At 70.3% G+C, this 17,514-nt stretch carries 18 protein-coding genes; 12 read left to right on the top strand and 6 right to left on the bottom strand.

The features are described from left to right. The first annotated feature begins 26 nt into the window (after window positions 1-26). The 12 genes from ACLIME_RS16830 to ACLIME_RS16775 all read left to right on the top strand — a co-directional run bounded on the left by ACLIME_RS16830 (window position 27) and on the right by ACLIME_RS16775 (window position 11,734). On the top strand, window positions 27-449 hold the full coding sequence (locus ACLIME_RS16830) for a carboxymuconolactone decarboxylase family protein (RefSeq protein WP_411557651.1): 423 nt from the start codon (window positions 27-29) through the stop codon (window positions 447-449). Beyond that, the gene (locus ACLIME_RS16825) at window positions 446-1,384 is read left to right on the top strand and encodes a hypothetical protein (protein WP_411557650.1); all 939 of its coding nucleotides are present in this window, start codon (window positions 446-448) and stop codon (window positions 1,382-1,384) included. Before ACLIME_RS16830 ends, ACLIME_RS16825 begins: the two co-directional genes overlap by 4 nt. Before the next feature lie 209 nt (window positions 1,385-1,593). Continuing rightward, on the top strand, window positions 1,594-1,683 hold the full coding sequence (gene kdpF, locus ACLIME_RS16820; protein ID WP_056009336.1) for a K(+)-transporting ATPase subunit F: 90 nt from the start codon (window positions 1,594-1,596) through the stop codon (window positions 1,681-1,683). Then, on the top strand, window positions 1,683-3,356 hold the full coding sequence (kdpA, locus tag ACLIME_RS16815) for a potassium-transporting ATPase subunit KdpA (RefSeq protein ID WP_192004347.1): 1,674 nt from the start codon (window positions 1,683-1,685) through the stop codon (window positions 3,354-3,356). The genes kdpF and kdpA overlap by 1 nt, the downstream gene beginning before the upstream one ends. After that, complete coding sequence (locus ACLIME_RS16810; protein ID WP_202939527.1) at window positions 3,353-3,448, top strand: potassium-transporting ATPase subunit KdpA; 96 nt, start codon at window positions 3,353-3,355, stop codon at window positions 3,446-3,448. The genes kdpA and ACLIME_RS16810 overlap by 4 nt, the downstream gene beginning before the upstream one ends. Before the next feature lie 94 nt (window positions 3,449-3,542). After that, on the top strand, window positions 3,543-5,708 hold the full coding sequence (kdpB, locus tag ACLIME_RS16805; RefSeq protein ID WP_411557649.1) for a potassium-transporting ATPase subunit KdpB: 2,166 nt from the start codon (window positions 3,543-3,545) through the stop codon (window positions 5,706-5,708). Window positions 5,709-5,858: 150 nt separating this feature from the next. Further along, window positions 5,859-6,467 (top strand): potassium-transporting ATPase subunit KdpC, encoded by a 609-nt coding sequence (gene kdpC / locus ACLIME_RS16800; RefSeq protein ID WP_411557648.1) that lies wholly within the window; start codon window positions 5,859-5,861, stop codon window positions 6,465-6,467. Window positions 6,468-6,545: 78 nt separating this feature from the next. Beyond that, window positions 6,546-9,041: a DUF4118 domain-containing protein gene (locus ACLIME_RS16795; RefSeq protein ID WP_411557647.1), complete on the top strand. Its 2,496-nt coding sequence runs from the start codon at window positions 6,546-6,548 to the stop codon at window positions 9,039-9,041. Beyond that, on the top strand, window positions 9,038-9,724 hold the full coding sequence (locus tag ACLIME_RS16790; RefSeq protein WP_079704770.1) for a response regulator: 687 nt from the start codon (window positions 9,038-9,040) through the stop codon (window positions 9,722-9,724). The genes ACLIME_RS16795 and ACLIME_RS16790 overlap by 4 nt, the downstream gene beginning before the upstream one ends. Window positions 9,725-9,878: 154 nt before the next feature. Beyond that, window positions 9,879-10,331, top strand: coding sequence for an SRPBCC family protein (locus ACLIME_RS16785; protein ID WP_411557646.1), 453 nt, complete (start codon window positions 9,879-9,881; stop codon window positions 10,329-10,331). Next, window positions 10,321-10,461, top strand: coding sequence for a hypothetical protein (locus ACLIME_RS16780; protein ID WP_159877259.1), 141 nt, complete (start codon window positions 10,321-10,323; stop codon window positions 10,459-10,461). Before ACLIME_RS16785 ends, ACLIME_RS16780 begins: the two co-directional genes overlap by 11 nt. 43 nt (window positions 10,462-10,504) lie before the next feature. After that, window positions 10,505-11,734, top strand: coding sequence for an MFS transporter (locus tag ACLIME_RS16775; protein ID WP_411557645.1), 1,230 nt, complete (start codon window positions 10,505-10,507; stop codon window positions 11,732-11,734). 141 nt (window positions 11,735-11,875) lie between these two features. Here ACLIME_RS16775 and ACLIME_RS16770 read toward each other — a convergent pair whose 3' ends face one another. The 6 genes from ACLIME_RS16770 to phnD all read right to left on the bottom strand — a co-directional run bounded on the left by ACLIME_RS16770 (window position 11,876) and on the right by phnD (window position 17,395). Further along, window positions 11,876-13,330, bottom strand: coding sequence for a threonine/serine exporter ThrE family protein (locus ACLIME_RS16770; RefSeq protein ID WP_079704767.1), 1,455 nt, complete (start codon window positions 13,328-13,330; stop codon window positions 11,876-11,878). Window positions 13,331-13,440: 110 nt separating this feature from the next. Beyond that, a complete protein-coding gene (locus tag ACLIME_RS16765) occupies window positions 13,441-14,088 on the bottom strand; it encodes a TetR/AcrR family transcriptional regulator (protein ID WP_411557644.1) in 648 nt (215 codons plus the stop codon). Next, window positions 14,085-14,840 (bottom strand): tyrosine-protein phosphatase, encoded by a 756-nt coding sequence (locus ACLIME_RS16760; RefSeq protein WP_411557643.1) that lies wholly within the window; start codon window positions 14,838-14,840, stop codon window positions 14,085-14,087. Before ACLIME_RS16760 ends, ACLIME_RS16765 begins: the two co-directional genes overlap by 4 nt. Next, complete coding sequence (phnE, locus tag ACLIME_RS16755; protein WP_411558805.1) at window positions 14,837-15,700, bottom strand: phosphonate ABC transporter, permease protein PhnE; 864 nt, start codon at window positions 15,698-15,700, stop codon at window positions 14,837-14,839. Before phnE ends, ACLIME_RS16760 begins: the two co-directional genes overlap by 4 nt. Then, the gene (locus tag ACLIME_RS16750; protein WP_411557642.1) at window positions 15,681-16,502 is read right to left on the bottom strand and encodes a phosphonate ABC transporter ATP-binding protein; all 822 of its coding nucleotides are present in this window, start codon (window positions 16,500-16,502) and stop codon (window positions 15,681-15,683) included. The genes phnE and ACLIME_RS16750 overlap by 20 nt, the downstream gene beginning before the upstream one ends. Continuing rightward, window positions 16,499-17,395 carry a phosphate/phosphite/phosphonate ABC transporter substrate-binding protein gene (phnD, locus tag ACLIME_RS16745; protein WP_411557641.1) on the bottom strand — a complete coding sequence of 299 codons (897 nt, stop codon included), beginning with the start codon at window positions 17,393-17,395 and terminating at the stop codon, window positions 16,499-16,501. Before phnD ends, ACLIME_RS16750 begins: the two co-directional genes overlap by 4 nt. Window positions 17,396-17,514: the final 119 nt, after the last annotated feature.

Below are 17,514 nucleotides of genomic sequence, written 5' to 3'. Positions count from 1 at the left end.
CACCAGGGAAGAACGAGGGAACGACGATGCAGGGAGCGACGATGCACGAGGTGTTCGATGTGGCGGCCGGCCGCGAACGACTGGCGGAGCTGCAGGACGAGACGACGACCGCGGCTTGGCGCGCGACGGTCGATGCGGCGGCGCCGGGCTTCGACGAGTGGATCGTCGGCGCCGTGTTCGGTGGGACCTACCAACGCGAGGGCCTGACGCCGCGCGACCGACAACTGCTCATCATCGGTGCGCTGACCGCGCTCGGCGGCGTCGACCCGCAACTCAGCGGTCACCTCACGACGTCGCTCCGGATCGGGATGACCCGGACGGAGCTCGCCGAGGCGCTCGTCCACCTCGTGCCGTATGTCGGGCTGCCCCGGGTGATGGCGGCCCTGCGGCTCCTCCCCGAGGCGGCGACCGAGCCACCGGCGACCGACCGCGACGACGACGCCCGGTGACCCGGGTGCGGCTCGAGACCCGGGTGATCCGCACGGTGCTCGGCGACATCGACCCGGCCACGGCGGGCGTGGTCGACTCCCACGACCACCTCTTCCTCCGGACACCGGTCCTGGCCGGTGACGACCTGGTCGACGAGCCTGACGCCACGACCGCGGTCGCGCGCTTCGCAGCGGTGGGCGGCAGGACCGTCGTCCAGTGGACGCCTCGGGGTCTCGGACCCGGCCTCCCGGCACTCCGGCGGATCAGTGCGTCGAGGGGGGTCCACGTCGTGGCAGCGACCGGACGACATCTGCGACGCGTCTACCCCGACGGCGCTGCGGAACCCACGCGCTCGGCCGACGAGCTCGCAGCGGCGTTCATCGACGACGTCGACCGCCACCGGTGCGGACTGATCAAGATCGGTGTCGGCCCCGACCGCCTCGCCGAGGACGAGCGGGACGCGTTGCGGGCCGCTGCAGTGGCGCATCACGCCACCGGAGTGCCCATCGCGGTGCACCTCGAGCAGGGAGCCGCGGCCGAGCTCGTCCTGGCGGCGCTGGACGCCGACGAGGTGGACCCGAGGTCCATCGTCCTCGGGCATCTCGGCCGGAACCATCACCTCGAGCAGATCCTCGAGGCGGCCCGCTCCGGCGCGTGGGTGTGCCTCGACACGCCATCGCCGGCCCATCCGATGGACCCCGCTCGACTGGCGCGGATCCTCGAAGCCCTCATCGACGACGGACACCTGCCCGCGCTGCTCCTCGGCGCCGACACGACCACGTCCGCCTCCCGCGTTCGGCCGGAGGAGTACGGTCCGGCGGCGCTCCTGACGACCGTCGCACCGCAGTTGGCGAAGGCCCTCGGCGCGGAAGCGGTGTCGACGATCACCCGCGACAACCCCGCCCGCGCGTGGGCGTTCGAGCCCCGCGCACCACGCACCGTAGGGAGGTCGTGAGGATCCACGCGGAAGGCGTATGGAAACCGTGAGGACCGCCGTCGGAGGTCGCTGACGGGTGTTGGCTCTGAGCTGTCCCGAACGGGACACAGCACCACGCACCCGCACCACGCACCCACTGGAGTCCTCTTGCTCGACCTCGTCTACGTGCTCGGCGTCATCGCCGTGTTCGCTCTGGTCGGCCTCGTCGCCCGGGGAGTGGAGAGACTGTGATCGTCTTCGAACTCCTCGCCGCCGTCCTGGCCGTCGCCGCCGTCGTGTACCTCGTGTACGCGCTCGTGAAACCCGAGAGGTTCTGATGCAGACCCTCTTCGCGATCCTCCAGGTCTCGACCCTCGTCCTGGTCCTCGTGCTGCTCTACCGTCCGCTCGGTGAGTACCTCGCCCGGGTGTACACCTCGAGCAAGGACTTCGCCGTCGAGCGCGGCTTCTATCGCGTGATCGGTGTCGACGCGCGCTCCGAGCAGACCTGGCAGGCCTACCTCCGCGGGGTGCTCGCCTTCTCGCTCGTCGGCGTTCTCCTCGTCTACGCCCTCCAGCGTGCGCAGGCCGTCCTGCCCTTCGCACTCGGCCTCCCCGCCGTCCCCGAGGGCCTGTCGTTCAACACGGCCGTGTCCTTCGTCACGAACACCAACTGGCAGTCGTACTCGCCCGAGGTCACGATGGGCTACACCGTGCAGCTCACGGGCCTCGCGGTGCAGAACTTCGTCTCCGCCGCCGTCGGCATCGCCGTCGCGATCGCCCTCGTCCGCGGCTTCGCGAGTCGCCGCAGCGGCACCATCGGCAACTTCTGGGTCGACCTCACCCGCGGCACCCTCCGCGTGCTGCTGCCGCTCTCGGTCGTCATGGCGGTCGTGCTCATCGCGGGCGGGACCATCCAGAACCTCAACGGCTTCACCGACGTCACGACCATCACGGGCGCGACGCAGACCATCCCCGGCGGACCGGTCGCCTCGCAGGAGGCCATCAAGCTCCTCGGTACGAACGGCGGCGGGTTCTTCAACGCGAACTCCGCGCACCCCTTCGAGAACCCCACCGCCTGGACGAGTCTCGTCCAGAACATCCTCATGCTCGCGATCCCGTTCTCCCTGCCGCGCACCTTCGGCCGCATGGTCGGCGACCACAAGCAGGGCTACACGATCCTCGCGGTCATGGGCGTCATCTTCCTCGCTTCGTTCTCGATCCTCACGGCGCTCGAAACCCGCGGCCTCGGAGCGGCACCGATGGCGGCCGGCGGTGCGATGGAGGGCAAGGAGCAGCGTTTCGGCGTCTTCGCCTCGACGCTGTTCGGCTCGACCTCGACGCTGACCTCGACGGGTGCCGTCAACTCGATGCACGACTCCTACACGGCACTCGGCGGCATGATGCCGATGATCAACATGATGCTCGGCGAGATCGCCCCCGGCGGCGTCGGTTCAGGCCTGTACGGCATGCTCGTGCTCGCCGTCATCGCGGTGTTCATCGGTGGACTGCTCGTCGGCCGGACCCCGGAGTACCTCGGCAAGAAGATCGGCCCGCGGGAGATCAAGCTCGCGAGCCTGTACATCCTCGTGACGCCGACCCTCGTGCTCGCCGGCACCGCTCTGAGCTTCGCCATCCCCGGCGTCCGCTCGGATGTGGAGACGACGTCGATCTGGAACCCGGGCCTCCACGGCCTCTCCGAGGTCCTCTACGCCTTCACCTCTGCGTCGAACAACAACGGTTCCGCGTTCGCCGGTCTCACGGCGAACACCCCGTGGTTCAACACTGCGCTCGGTGTCGCGATGCTCCTCGGTCGCTTCGTCCCGATCGTGCTCGTCCTCGCGCTCGCCGGTTCGCTGGCCGCGCAGGACCGGGTGCCGTCGACCGCCGGAACGCTTCCGACCAACCGGCCGCAGTTCGTCGGCCTCCTCACCGGTGTCGCCGTGATCATCACCGCACTCACCTACTTCCCCGTACTCGCGCTGGGTCCCCTGGCGGAAGGGCTGTCATGAGCCACGTCCGCGACGCACACCGCGTGATCATCACCGCACTCACCTACTTCCCCGTACTCGCGCTGGGTCCCCTGGCGGAAGGGCTGTCATGAGCCACGTCCGCGACGCACACCGCGTGGTCATCACCGCACTCACCTACTTCCCCGTACTCGCGCTGGGTCCCCTGGCGGAAGGGCTGTCATAACCATGTCCACCACGCACACGCTTCCCGCCCCGGCGGAACCCGAGCAGGAGCAGGACCACCACCACGAGCCCGCGAAGGCCGCGTTCGGTCCGGCGCAGCTGCTCGCCGCGACCCCGGGTGCCTTCCGCAAACTCGACCCGCGGCTCATGGTCAAGAACCCGGTCATGTTCATCGTCGAGGTCGGCGCGGCACTGACCACCGTCCTCGCGATCGCCGAACCGTTCCTCGGTGGTGCGCAGGAGTCCGGCGGCTCGGCCGTGCCGGCGTCGTTCACCTGGGGCATCGCGATCTGGCTGTGGCTCACGGTCGTGTTCGCGAACCTCGCTGAGTCCGTCGCCGAGGGACGCGGCAAGGCGCAGGCCGACAGCCTCCGCAAGACGCGCACCTCGACCATGGCGAACCAGGTCACTTCCTACGACGCCTCGGCGGACCCGTCCGCGGAGCACGCCGCCATCGGCCAGGTCTCCTCCGCGGACCTCACCCTCGGCGACGTCGTCGTGGTGACCGCCGGCGAGCTCGTCCCGGGCGACGGCGACATCGTCTGGGGCATCGCCTCGGTCGACGAGTCGGCGATCACGGGAGAGTCGGCCCCGGTCGTCCGCGAGTCCGGCGGCGACCGCAGTGCCGTCACCGGCGGCACCCGCGTGCTGTCCGACCGCATCGTCGTCCGCATCACCTCGAAGCCCGGCGAGACCTTCGTCGACCGCATGATCGGCCTCGTCGAGGGTGCGGCGCGGCAGAAGACGCCGAACGAGATCGCGCTCAACATCCTGCTCGCGAGCCTGTCGATCGTGTTCGTGGTCGTCGCGCTCACGCTCAACCCCATCGCCTCCTATGCGGCGGCTCCCGTCAGCGTCCCGGTCCTCATCGCCCTGCTCGTCTGCCTCATCCCGACGACCATCGGCGCCCTGCTCTCGGCGATCGGTATCGCCGGCATGGACCGACTCGTGCAGCGGAACGTGCTCGCGATGTCCGGCCGCGCGGTCGAGGCCGCCGGCGACGTCACGACCCTGCTGCTCGACAAGACCGGCACCATCACCTACGGCAACCGCCAGGCGGTCGAGTTCATCGCCCTCCGCGGTGTCACGCCGGAGGAACTCGCGGAGGCCGCAGCCCGGTCCTCACTCAGCGACCCGACGCCCGAGGGCAAGTCGATCGTCGACCTCGCCGCCGAGCGTGGCATCCACCTGGACGGGTCCGTGGCAGGCGAGATCGTCCCGTTCACGGCGCAGACCCGCATGAGCGGCCTCGACCAGCCGGACGGCGCACAGATCCGCAAGGGTGCCGGCTCGGCCGTACTGGCCTGGGTGGAGTCGTTCGGATCCCTCGCCGAGGCGACCCGCGCCGAGCTCCAGGAGCACGTCGAGGCGGTGTCCGCCGGCGGCGGCACCCCGCTCGTCGTCGCGCAGACCGACACCACCGGCACCGCGCGGGTACTCGGCGTCGTCCGCCTGAAGGACGTCGTGAAAGCCGGCATCGCGGAGCGGTTCGCCGAGCTGCGCGCCATGGGCATCCGCACGGTCATGATCACGGGTGACAACCCGCTCACCGCGAAGGCGATCGCCGCCGAGGCCGGAGTCGACGGCTTCCTGGCCGAGGCGACGCCCGAGCAGAAGCTCGAGCTCATCCGCAAGGAGCAGGAGGGTGGCAACCTCGTCGCGATGACCGGTGACGGCACGAACGACGCTCCGGCGCTCGCACAGGCCGACGTCGGTGTCGCGATGAACACGGGCACCTCCGCTGCGAAAGAGGCCGGCAACATGGTCGACCTCGACTCCGACCCGACGAAGCTCATCGACATCGTCCGGATCGGCAAGCAGCTGCTCATCACCCGAGGCGCCCTCACGACGTTCTCGATCGCGAACGACGTCGCCAAGTACTTCGCGATCATCCCGGCCATGTTCGCCGGGGTGTTCCCGGGGCTCGCACTGCTCAACATCATGCAGTTGCACTCCCCCGCGTCGGCGATCCTCTCGGCGATCATCTTCAACGCGATCATCATCGTGATCCTGATCCCGCTGGCCCTCCGCGGTGTGAAGTACCGACCGCTCAGCGCCTCGAAGGTCCTCAGCCGCAACCTGTTGGTCTACGGGCTCGGTGGCGTGATCGCGCCGTTCATCGGCATCAAGCTGATCGACCTCGTCGTCACCCTCATCCCCGGCTTCTGAGCCGACGACCCAGATCAAGCTGATCGACCTCGTCGTCACCCTGATCCCCGGCTTCTGAGCCGACGACCCAGATCAAGCTGATCGACCTCGTCGCCACCCTCATCCCCGGCTTCTGAGCCCCACCCAGCACACGAAAGCAGACAGAACATCATGAGTGCATCCCGCAGCGGCATCGCCCAGTACTGGGTCGCCATCAGGGCCATGCTCGCCCTCACCGTCGTCCTCGGCGTCGGCTACCCCCTCATCGCCACCGGCATCGGGCAGGCGACGATGTCATGGCAGGCGAACGGATCCGCCGTCACCGAGGGTGGCAAGACGGTCGGCTCGGCGCTCATCGGGCAGTCGTTCACCGACGCCGACGGCAAGCCGCTGCCGCAGTGGTTCCAGTCGCGTCCGTCGGCGGCCGGCGACGGCTACGACGGTGGCGCGTCGAGCGGCAGCAACCTCGGGCCGGAGAACACCGACCTCGTCGCCTCGATCGAGGAGCGCCGCGCGGCCATCGCCGCCTTCGAGGACGTCGATCCGTCGAGCATCCCCGCCGACGCGCTGACGGCCTCCGCGTCCGGTCTCGATCCGCACATCAGCCCGGCCTACGCGCTGCTGCAGGTGCCCCGTGTCGCCGCCGAGCGCGGCCTCGACGAGGGCGAGGTCCGTGCCCTCGTCGAGCGCCTGACGCAGGGCCCCGACCTCGGCTACCTTGGGGAGTCCACGGTCAATGTCCTGCAGCTGAACCTCGCCGTGGCAGGACTGGACGGATAACACCATGCAGCGCGGACGACACAGCGCGGCCCCCGGGGTCGGCAGGCAGAGCGCCATGCTCCAGGAGGACTGAACACCATGCAGCGCGGACGACTCCGGGTGCTCCTCGGCGCGGCCCCCGGGGTCGGCAAGACCTACGCCATGCTCGAGGAGGGCCACCGCCTCGCTTCGGAGGGTGTCGACGTGATCGTCGCGGTCGTCGAGACCCACGGTCGGGCCGCGACCGCAGCCCTGACCGAGGGGCTCGAGACGCTGCCGCGTCGGGGCGTCGAGCACCGGGGCGTCACGCTCGACGAGATGGACCTCGAGGCCGTCCTCGCCCGACACCCCGAGCTCGCCCTGGTGGACGAGCTGGCGCACACGAACGCCCCCGGCTCCGTCAACGAGAAGCGCTGGCAGGACGTCGAGGCGCTCCTCGCCGCCGGCGTCTCCGTCCTCTCCACGGTGAACATCCAGCACATCGAGTCGCTCAACGACGTCGTCCGGCAGATCACCGGGGCGCCGCAGCGGGAGACGATCCCCGACGCCGTCCTGCGGGCGGCCGATCAGATCGAACTCATCGACCTCGCTCCACAGGCCCTCCGCGACCGGCTCGCCGGCGGCCGGGTCTACCCGGCCGAGCGGATCGACGCCGCACTGTCCAACTACTTCCGCCTCGGCAATCTCACGGCACTGCGCGAGTTGGCGCTGCTGTGGCTGGCGGACGAGGTCGACTCCGCCCTGCGCGACTACCGCACCGAGCACGGCATCGACAGCACCTGGGAGGCGCGCGAGCGGGTCGTCGTGGCCCTCACCGGCGGCCCGGAGGGCGAGACCCTGCTCCGACGCGGCGCCCGGATCGCCGCCCGTTCCTCCGGTGGCGAGCTCATCGCGGTGCACGTGACGACGCAGGACGGCCTCCGGTCCGCGAACCCCGGTGCACTCGCGCAGCAGCGAGCGCTCGTCGACACCCTCGGCGGCACCTTCCACCAGGTCGTCGGCGACGACGTGCCGCGCGCGCTCGTGGACTTCGCGAAAGCGGCGAACGCGACGCAGCTCGTCATCGGTGTCAGCCGACGCAGTCGCCTGTCCGCCGCCGTCACGGGGCCCGGCATCGGCAACACGGTCATCCGCGAGTCGGGCAACATCGACGTCCACATCGTGAACCACGAAGCGGCCGGCGGACGGTTCCGGCTGCCGAAGCTCGGTGGCGCCCTGAGCGCACGGCGCCACATCGCGGGCTTCGCGCTCGCGCTCATCGGCGGGCCGCTCGTCACCTGGCTCCTCCACCTCGCCCGCACGGAGGAGTCGATCACGAGCGAGGTGCTGTCGTACCAGCTGCTCGTCGTGCTCGTCGCGCTCGTGGGCGGGTTCTGGCCGGCGGTCTTCGCTGCCGTCCTGTCGGGCGTCACGCTCGACTTCGTCTTCGTCCAACCGCTCTACACCGTGACCATCGACGATCCGGCGCACCTCGTGGCGCTCGTGCTCTACGTCGTCATCGCGGTGATCGTGAGCGGGGTCGTCGACCTCTCGGCGCGACGGGCTCGCACGGCGAGGCGCGCGGCCGCGGAGTCCGAGCTGCTCGCGACGGTCGCGGGCAGCGTGCTCCGCGGCGAGGGAGCCCTGCAGGCGCTCGTCAGCCGGACCCGCGAGTCCTTCTCGCTCGCCGGGGTGCGCCTCGTCGCGGGTGAGCAGGTCCTCGCGGTCGACGGCGAACCGACCCGCGGCGGCGACTTCACGAGCATCCCGATCGGCACCCGCGCGGTACTCGAACTGCACGGCGGGGTGCTCGCCGCGTCCGACCGCCGCCTGCTCGCCGTCATCGCAGCGCAGCTCGACGCCTCGCTCGAGCACACCGATCTGCGCGCCACCGCCCGGGAGGTCGGCCCGCTGGCTGCCACAGACCGGGTGCGGAGCGCGCTGCTCTCGGCGGTCAGTCACGACCTCCGGCGCCCCCTCGCCGCCGCGACCGCCGCCGTCACCGGCCTGCGCGCGACCGACGTCGAACTCACCACGGCGGACCGCCAGGACCTCCTCGAGACCGCGGACGACAGCCTGCGCACCCTCGCGGCCCTCGTCACGAACCTGCTCGACGTGAGTCGTCTCCAGGCCGGTGTCCTCGCCGTGACCGTCGCGCCGATCGACGTCGAGGACGCGATCCTGCCGGCCTTCGACGAGCTCGGTATCGGGCCGCACGACGCCGAGCTCGACCTCGCGCCCGATCTTCCACCCGTCCTCGCGGACGCCGGCCTCCTGCAGCGCGTCATCGTGAACCTCCTGACGAACGCGCAGCGGTTCAGCCCGGACGACACCCCCGTCCGGATCGCGACAAGCGGGTTCCGCGACGCCGTCGAGATCCGCATCGTCGACCACGGCCCGGGCATCGCACCCGACCGGCGGGAGGACGTGTTCGTCCCCTTCCAGCGGCTCGGCGACACCGACAACCTCACGGGTCTCGGCCTGGGACTCGCGCTGTCGAAGGGCTTCGTCGAGGGGATGGGTGGCACACTCGAACCGGAGGACACGCCGGGTGGGGGCCTCACCATGGTGGTGTCACTGCCGGCGGCACGTGATCAGGAGGGGACCGCTCGATGAAGATCCTGATCGCCGACGACGACCCGCAGATCCTCCGGGCCCTGCGCATCACCCTCACCGCCCGGGGCTACGAGATCATCACGGCCGAAGACGGCACCGCTGCGCTCAACGCCGCGACGACGCACCGCCCCGACCTGTACCTGCTCGACCTCGGCATGCCGGGGCTCGACGGGCGGCAGGTGATCGAGGGACTCCGCGGCTGGACCGACGCACCGATCCTGGTCGTCTCCGGGCGCGCCGGTTCGACGGACAAGGTCGAGGCGCTCGACGCCGGTGCCGACGACTACGTGACCAAGCCGTTCGCCATTGACGAACTGCTCGCGAGGATCCGCGCGCTCACCCGGCGGGTCCCCGGCGCCGAGGCCGAACCCACCGTCCGGTTCGGCGACATCGTGGTCGATCTCGCCGCGAAGCAGGTCACCAAGCAGACCCCTGGTGCGTCGCCGGCCACCGTCCGCCTGACGCCGACGGAGTGGCAGGTGCTCGAGCTGCTCATCCGGAACGCCGGCAAGCTCGTGACCCGACAGATGCTGCTCACGGAGATCTGGGGTCCGACGCACGTGACCGACACCGGCTACCTGCGCCTCTACATCGCGCAGCTGCGGAAGAAGCTCGAGCCGGAGCCCGCCACCCCTCGCCACCTGCTCACCGAGGCCGGCATGGGGTACCGCTTCCAGCTCTGAGCGAGCGCTCGCGTCGAGTCGGGCAGGGTAACAGGTTGCAGCGCCCGAGGCCATGCCCCCGGAATCGCAGCTTGCACGCGTACCGTCGCAGTCGCGTCCGGGCTTTCCGGACGAGACCCATGCAGGTACCGCAGAACCAGAGAGGATGGCGCCCATGACCCAGGTCATCGAAACCATCGACGTCGACGTTCCCGTCTCCGTCGCCTACAACCAGTGGACCCGCTTCGAGGACTTCCCCAAGTTCCTCGACGAGGTCGACTCGATCACGCAGGTCACCGACACCCTCACGGAGTGGACGGTCACCGTCGCCGGACAGACCCGCACCTTCGAGGCGGAGATCACCGAGCAGCACCCCGACGAGCGCGTCGCCTGGAACAGCACCGGCGGCGAGGCGGACCACGCCGGCGTCGTCACCTTCCACCGCCTGGAGGACACCAAGACGCGTGTCACCGTGCAGCTGGACTGGGAGCCCAAGGGCCTCCTCGAGCACCTCGGCGCAGCCGTCGGTGTGGCCGGCCATGCGGTCAAGAAGGACCTCGGCAACTTCAAGCAGCTCGTCGAATCCGAGGGCCAGACCGGACAGGGATGGCGTGGCGATGTCGAGTGACGGCCCCCGCCCCGGTCCCCCGCACACGCACGACGACGACGTGAAGCACGACGTGCCGAAGCCCGAGGAGGTCGACCCCGAGACGGGGACCGACGCCGAGGGCGACCCCGTCGAGAACCCGTCGGGCTAGCAACACGCCCGTCACACCGCATCACCGCCTCTAGGCTCGGAGCATGAGTGCTCGCGCCGGTCAGGCGAACCCCCGCCCCGCGCTGTCCGCCCCTCTTCGGCGGCGGCGTGGGGCGATCTTCGTCTTCATGCTCACCGTCGGCGTGGGCCTGTCGTCCTTCATCGTCCGGACGCCGGCCGTCCGCGACCTCGTGCACGCGAGCACCGCCGAAATGGGACTCATCCTCTTCGGCATCTCCGTCGGATCGATGACGGGCATCCTGTCGTCCGCAGCGCTCGTCCGTCGGTTCGGCGCGCGTCGCCCGATCATCATCGGCGGAGCGGCGTTCGTCATCGGACTCGCCCTCCTCGCCCTCATGGCGGGTGCCGGGCAGGGCGTCGGTGTCTTCCTCGGTCTGATCGGCATCGGTCTGGGCTTCGGCCTCGCCGAGATCGCGATCAACATCGAGGGCGCGATGATCGAGCAGCTGTCCGGGCGGTCCATCCTGCCCGTGCTCCACGGCTGCTACAGCCTGGGTTCCGTCATCGGCTCGGTCGCCGGCATCGCGCTCACGGCGATCGCCTTCCCGGTGATGATCCATCTGCTGATCGTCGCGACCGTCGCGCTGGCGGCGCTGCTGTGGGCGATCCCGAAGATCCCCGCCGAGACGGGACGACAGTCGGACACGGGTGCCGGCTCCCCCGGGATCCGTGCGCAGCTCGCCGTCTGGCGGCAGCAGCGCGTGATCTTCCTCGGGCTCATCGTGCTCGCCCTCGCGCTGGCCGAGGGCGCCGCCGGCGACTGGTTGCCGCTCATCATGGTCGACGGGCACGGCACCACGGCCGCCGTCGGATCGATCGTCTTCGCCGGGTTCGCACTCGCCATGACGATCGGTCGCTTCGCCGGCGAACCGCTCCTCGCCCGCTTCGGCAAGGCAAACGTGCTGCGGGTGAGCGCCCTGGTGTCGGCGGTCGGGATCGCGCTCGTCGTCTTCTCCGACAGTGTCCTCGTCGCAGGGCTCGCGGTGCTGCTGTGGGGGCTCGGTGCGGCGCTCGGCTTCCCGGTGACCCTCTCGGCGGCGGGTGAGAGCGACGATCCGACGACGACCGTCGGCGCCGTGGCCTCGGCCGGCTACGTCGCGTTCCTCGTCGGGCCGCCGTTGCTCGGATTCCTCGGGGAGCACTTCGGGCTGCGCGGCGCGATGATCGTCGTGCTCGCGGTGGTCGTCCTGGCGTCGTTCCTGACGTCCGCGGCGAAGCCGCAGGAGCGGCAGGTCACGCCAGCCGGTCCATGAGGCGAACTCCGGTCCTTGAGCCGCAGTCACCGGTCCCTGAGCAACACCATCCCGGTCCCTGAGCCTGTCGAAGGGCGCACTTCGACAAGCTCAGTGACCGGGGACCGCTCAGTGACCGGGGCTGCTCAGTGACCGGGGTGCTCAGCGCGGGTGCCGCTTGGAGCGCCGGATGTACCCGGGCAGCAGCACGCGGCCGGAGACGCCCGTGCGGCGGGCGAGGATCTCGCCGAGCGTGACGCCGGCGGCGAGCGCGAGGCCGGTGAGGCCCGCCTGCAGCAGCTGTTCGACCCCCTCGGAACCCTGCTCGCCGTTCACGAGCGCGAGCATGCCGCGGTAGATCGCGAGCCCGGGCAGCAGCGGCACGATCCCACAGATGGTGAGGATGATCGCCGGGATGCGCAGCCGCGGGCCGAGCGCCTCCGCGGCGAAGCCGATGATGAGCGCGGCGAGCGCACTGGCTGCGGCGGGCGCGACGCCACTGCCGGAGACGAACACGAAGACGGAGAACGCGATCGCGCCGGTGACCCCGGCGAAGAACGCTGCACGGAGGGCCGCCTGCGAGGCCATCGCCCAGGCGGCGGAGGCCACGGCCGCGCCGACGATCTGCACGGCGACGGGCCACGGGCTCACCGGGAGGTCGAAGAGGACGAGGGAGATGCCGAGGCGCCGGGCGAGGTCGAGGACGCCACCGATGCCGACCACGATCCCGATGGTGAGGAGCATCACCTCGACGAGCCGTCCGCTCGCGGTGACGGGGAACCCGTTGATCGCGTCGTCGGCCGCCCCGACGAGCGAAGCGCCGGCGAGGAGGACGACGATGCCCGACGCGACGATGAGGGCGGGCGGCAGGGCCGAGAGGTCGTCCGGGACGTAGGGGCTGAGGATCGAGATGAGGACGGCGACGGTCGTGGCGATGGCCGCCCCGGTGAGTTGCAGGAAGAAGACCGGCAGCTTCCAGACGTTCAGTGCGCGGAAAGCGCTGTCGATGAGCGCGGTGGTGGCGGCGGCGAGCAGCATCGAGACGACGCCGCCACCGAGGAGGACGGCGACGGCCGCCGCCATCGTCGACAGCAGCACGGTGACGAAGCCGCGGCGGTAGGTCCGTCGTGCGGTGAGGATGCGGTCGAGGTCGCGGTGGGCGGCGCCGAGGCGGGCGTGCAGTTCGTCGCGGAGGTCGGCCTCGTCGTCGCGGGCGACGTCGGTGACCGTCATGATCGGTTCGGATCGGTTGGTGATGCCCTCGGCGACCACGACGACCTTGGCGAGGCGGTCGAAGTCGGCGGAGGGCGAGCGGACCACGCGGAGCACGGTGACGCCCGGTGACAGCTCGGACCCGTCGTGCGCGATGAGGATGGAGGTGAAGGTGAGGTCGACCTGGCATTCGAGGTCGAACGCGCGGCACACGCGACGGATGGCGTCGGTGACCTCGGCCGCTGCGGCTCCGAGTGCCAGCATCGACTCGCCGATCCGGCCGGCCAGCTCGAGCACCTCGCGCACGGGCCGTTCCGCATTGAGGCGGACGACCGCCTGCTCGTCGACGCCCTCCGGCGCCGCTCCTCGGATTCCCCCGGCCAGCTGACTCAGCAGCGAACGCATACCCACCCGCTCATCGTACGAGCCACCGGTGACGGCTGGCTCGCCCTGGTGTTCGGCGGTCGTCTGTGCGAGGTGGTCGGGTGGGACGGCACGTCAGACCCGACCGCGCCTCACGCCAGCATCCCGCGCCAGATCACCTCGAGCGCGGCCTCGAGGCGGGCGTTCGTCGCAGCGTCGCCGAGACGTTCACCGCGGACGACGACCTGGTAGTACGCGGTGCCCGCCATGGCGTCGAAGCACGCGGCGACGTCGAGGTCGGCCCGCAACCGCCCCTGCTCGACGCCGCGCCGCAGGGCGTCCTCGATCGGAGCCCGTCTCCGGGCGACGTGCGACGTCCAGTACGCCCGTTGCAGCGCGCGGTCCGCCATCACCAGCCGGATGCGCTGCCGGAACCGTTCGTCGGTGTAGCCGGCGAGCGCTGCACTGTCCGCCCCCTGCAGCATCGAGGCGAACAATGCTGAGCGCAGCTCGACGTCGTCGGGCAGCTCGGGTGGGACGACGCGGCCGACGTCGAGCGCCGCGGCGATGAGCGAGGTGAGCGACGGCCATCGCCGGTAGAGCGCCGCCCGACTGACACCGCTCCGGTCGACGACCCGCGACACCGTCACCTCGTCGCCGGCGTCGATGAGCTCGAGCGTCGCCCCGACGATGAGCTGGTCGAGGTCCTGATCGCGCGGGCGCCCCGGACCGCGACGGGAGGTCGAGTCCGTCGGTGACGTGGCCACCAGTGACGACTCAGCGGCGATCACCGTCGTCACGCGAGTGCCCGAGTCCGTAGGCGGGCGACGGTTTCGTCGTCGAGTCCCGCAGCGCGCAGCACGGCCAGGGCGTCGCCGTGCCGCTCGCGCAACTCGGCGAGCAGCAGCCGCATGGATGGGGCCATCGGTTCGTCGAGGATCGTATCGAGCTCCGTCGCTCGTTCGTCGATACCGAGCGCCGTCCACATCGCGCCGAGTACGGGTCTCGTGCGTTCGAGGATCGCGGCCATGTTCTCGCCGGTGCGTGCGTAGTCCGCGACGATGTCGTCGTCGGAGGCTCCGAGCGCGAGGAGCAGCATCGCGGCGAGCACCCCGGTCCGGTCACGGCCGGCCGCGCAGTGGAACGCAGTCGCCCCTGGCGTGTAGGCGATGACGTTGAGTGCGGTCACGAGTTGTGGCGCCGCGCCCTCCACCATGCGTACATACATCGCCCCCATCGCCTCTGGGCCGAAGCTCTCGGGCTCGCCGGACATCGAGTCGGCCACGCTCGCGATCAGCGGGAGGTGGTGGTACGCGACCGCGTACTCGGCGAGCGGCCCGCGTCCGGTCGCAGCCACTTCGAGCGGCGAGCGCAGGTCGATGATGGCGGTGACCCCTGACGCGATCAAGGTCTCGGTGACCTCGCGGGTCACGTAGGCGAGGTCGTCGGTGCGGATCGCGAACCCCTCGCGGAGCACGCCGCCCTCGATGGGGATGCCGCCGAGGTCACGGAGGTTGACGGGCGCACTGAGGGCGATGTCGATGGTGGTCATGTGATTCTCCTTCTGATGAGGGCGCTGCCCTGGTCGATCGCGGTGACGAGGACGATGATGCAGATGATGATGGCGCTCAGGTGTCCGTAGTCGTACATCCGCATCGCGGTGGTGAGTTCGAGGCCGATACCGCCGGCTCCGACGAGCCCGAGGATGGTCGCCCCGCGCACGTTGCCTTCGAAGAGCAGCAGCGTGTAGGAGACGAGGAGCGGGGCAGCCTGTGGGAGGACGCCGTACTGCACGACCTGACGCTTCGACGCTCCGACCGCCTCCATCGCGACCATCGGGCCGCGGTCGACGGACTCCATCGCCTCCGCGAACACCTTGCCGATGGACCCGATCGAGCCGAGGGTCATGGCGAGGATGCCGGCGAACGGGCCGAGGCCGACGGCGGACACGAACATGAGTGCGAACACGAGGTCCGGCACGGATCGGATGATGTTCATCACCCATCGCGCGGTGAAGTACGCCCAGCGTGGGGCGATGTTCGAGGAGGCGCCGAAGGCGACGAGCAGCGACAGGGCCGCTCCGAGCACGGTGCCGACGATCGCCATCTGCAGGGTTTCGATGAGCAGCGCGACGATGGTGCCGAACGTGGAGAAGTCCGGCGGGAACAGCCGGGACAGGAACTCGCCCATGTTCGTGGCGCCGTCGCCGAGCTTCGCCACGTTGAACTCCGCGCCGGTGAACGACCACAGCAGGACGACGGCAGCGACGGGTAACGCGATCAGGAACCGGGTGCGCGGCATCGAGACCGCTCGCTCGAGACGTGCCCGCTCGGTGGGCGGGAGGGACGGGGCGATCGTGTCGCGTCTCACGCCGCGTGGGGCGGTGTCGTGGTCAGGCGCCGCCGTGCTCATCGTCACCCTCCCCATCCGAGTAGAGCGCCGCGAGGTGGGCCGCGTCGAGGTCGGCGGTGCGACCGCTGACGACCATCTCGCCGTGGCGGAGCCCCACGATGCGGTCGCTGTGCGCGAGCGCGAGCGGCAGGACGTGGAGGCTGACGAGCACGGGGATCCCGTCCTCTCGGCTGATCTCCTGCAGCAGCTCGAGCACCGAGTGGGCGAGCTTCGGGTCGAGGGAGGCCACCGGTTCGTCGGCGAGGATCACCCGCGGGCGCTGCATGAGGGCGCGGGCGATCGCGACCCGCTGCTGCTGCCCACCGGAGAGCGACCGAGCCGGCGCGGTCGCCTTGTGCGCGATGCCCACCCGGTCGAGGAGTTCCATGGCCTGGCGGCGATGCGCTCCGGAGAACCCACCGAACACGTTGATCGGGCCGGCGCCGTGGAGTGCCCCGGTGAGGACGTTGGTCAACACGCTGAGTCTCGGGATGAGGTTGAACTGCTGGAACACCTGCCCGACCTGAGCGCGGAGGGAGCGCAGTTCACCACGGCGGAGGTTCGTGACGTCGTGCCCAGCGACCCGCACGGAACCGCCCGAGACCGGCGCGAAGCCGGTGAGGCTCCGCATGAGCGTCGACTTGCCCGAACCTGAGGCACCGAGGAGGGCGACGGTCTCCCCCGGGAACAGGTCGAGGTCGACGCCGTCGAGCACGGGCAGCCCGTCGTAGGCGACCCGCAGACCGCGGACGCTGACGAGCGGCAGTGCCTGCCGGAGTTGCGCGATGGATGGGGTCGCATCGGTGCCGGTCACGGTCGTCACTTGAGGTCCTCGAGTTCCACACCGGCCACCGCTGCGATCTCGGCGAACGAGGCGAAGATACTGGGCTTCGGGGCGATCTCCACGTCGAGCCCGATGAAGGAGCTGTACCCGGCGAGCGCTTCGGCGTTCTCCTCGGAGAACACCTTCGGGATGGCCTCTTCGAGGAGGGTACGCGTCTCGTCGTCGAGCGACTGGCGTGCGAGCACGGTGCCCATGACGTCCATCGACGGGCTCTCGCCCACCGCCCGCCACTCACCGTCGGCGAAGGGGAACATCGGTGCCCCCATCTCGGTGAGGACGAACGCCGTGCACGCCGCGTCGACCTGGCCCTGCTGAAGCGCCGCGAAGCTGCCCTCGTGGCCGCCCGCGAAGATCGACTCGTAGTCCTTGCCCTGCTCGAGGCCGGCTTCGTGCAGCATGTAGACGGGCATGAAATACCCCGAGCTCGACGCCTGGTCGGCGAACGCGACGGTCTTCCCCCGGAGGTCCTCGACGGTGCGGATCGGCGAGTCGTCGAGCACGACACAGGTGGAGACCGGGTCGTCGCTCCCCTTCCACGCCAGCAGAGCGTCGACTTCACCGGTGTTGACGGCGAGCGCCGAGGGGAAGCCGCTCATGATGCCGATGTCGACATGGCCTGACCGGATGGCCTCGACCACGCTCAGGTAGTCGGGGACGTCCGTGACCTCCACCTCGCGTCCGGTCTCCGCTTCGAGCAGTTCGACGAGCGCGTCGATCGGGTTGGCCTGCGTGGGGTCGTCGGAGACGGGGATCGTGGCGATGGTGATGGGTGCTGAGGCGCCGGTGTCGGAAGCGGCGGAGGCCTGGCACCCGGTGAGGGCGAGGGCGGAGACGCCGAGCAAGCCGATGGCGGGGATGAGGTGGCGACGCATGATGACCTTTCGGGATGGCGAGGAGTCGGAGGATTCGTATTTCGAGAACATCGGTATTCCACTCCCCGGAGGTGACCGGGAATTACGAGACCGCCGTACCGCGAATGGAAGCGACGGTG

It is taken from the genome of Plantibacter sp. MPB07 (assembly GCF_046619465.1).
Taxonomy (GTDB): Bacteria; Actinomycetota; Actinomycetes; order Actinomycetales; family Microbacteriaceae; genus Plantibacter; species Plantibacter auratus.
Note: the sequence above shows the minus strand (reverse complement) of the source record. Positions and strands in the feature narration are given on the sequence as shown.

What these genes read in the sequence shown, in the direction of transcription:
- ACLIME_RS16830 (WP_411557651.1), top strand. Translation starts at nt 27, where the DNA reads ATGCAGGGAGCGACGATGCACGAGGTGTTCGATGTGGCGGCCGGCCGC.
- kdpA (WP_192004347.1), top strand. Translation starts at nt 1,683, where the DNA reads ATGCAGACCCTCTTCGCGATCCTCCAGGTCTCGACCCTCGTCCTGGTC.
- ACLIME_RS16810 (WP_202939527.1), top strand. Translation starts at nt 3,353, where the DNA reads ATGAGCCACGTCCGCGACGCACACCGCGTGATCATCACCGCACTCACC.
- kdpB (WP_411557649.1), top strand. Translation starts at nt 3,543, where the DNA reads ATGTCCACCACGCACACGCTTCCCGCCCCGGCGGAACCCGAGCAGGAG.
- kdpC (WP_411557648.1), top strand. Translation starts at nt 5,859, where the DNA reads ATGAGTGCATCCCGCAGCGGCATCGCCCAGTACTGGGTCGCCATCAGG.
- ACLIME_RS16795 (WP_411557647.1), top strand. Translation starts at nt 6,546, where the DNA reads ATGCAGCGCGGACGACTCCGGGTGCTCCTCGGCGCGGCCCCCGGGGTC.
- ACLIME_RS16790 (WP_079704770.1), top strand. Translation starts at nt 9,038, where the DNA reads ATGAAGATCCTGATCGCCGACGACGACCCGCAGATCCTCCGGGCCCTG.
- ACLIME_RS16785 (WP_411557646.1), top strand. Translation starts at nt 9,879, where the DNA reads ATGACCCAGGTCATCGAAACCATCGACGTCGACGTTCCCGTCTCCGTC.
- ACLIME_RS16780 (WP_159877259.1), top strand. Translation starts at nt 10,321, where the DNA reads ATGTCGAGTGACGGCCCCCGCCCCGGTCCCCCGCACACGCACGACGAC.
- ACLIME_RS16775 (WP_411557645.1), top strand. Translation starts at nt 10,505, where the DNA reads ATGAGTGCTCGCGCCGGTCAGGCGAACCCCCGCCCCGCGCTGTCCGCC.
- ACLIME_RS16770 (WP_079704767.1), bottom strand. Translation starts at nt 13,330, where the DNA reads ATGCGTTCGCTGCTGAGTCAGCTGGCCGGGGGAATCCGAGGAGCGGCG.
- ACLIME_RS16760 (WP_411557643.1), bottom strand. Translation starts at nt 14,840, where the DNA reads ATGACCACCATCGACATCGCCCTCAGTGCGCCCGTCAACCTCCGTGAC.
- phnE (WP_411558805.1), bottom strand. Translation starts at nt 15,700, where the DNA reads ATGAGCACGGCGGCGCCTGACCACGACACCGCCCCACGCGGCGTGAGA.
- phnD (WP_411557641.1), bottom strand. Translation starts at nt 17,395, where the DNA reads ATGCGTCGCCACCTCATCCCCGCCATCGGCTTGCTCGGCGTCTCCGCC.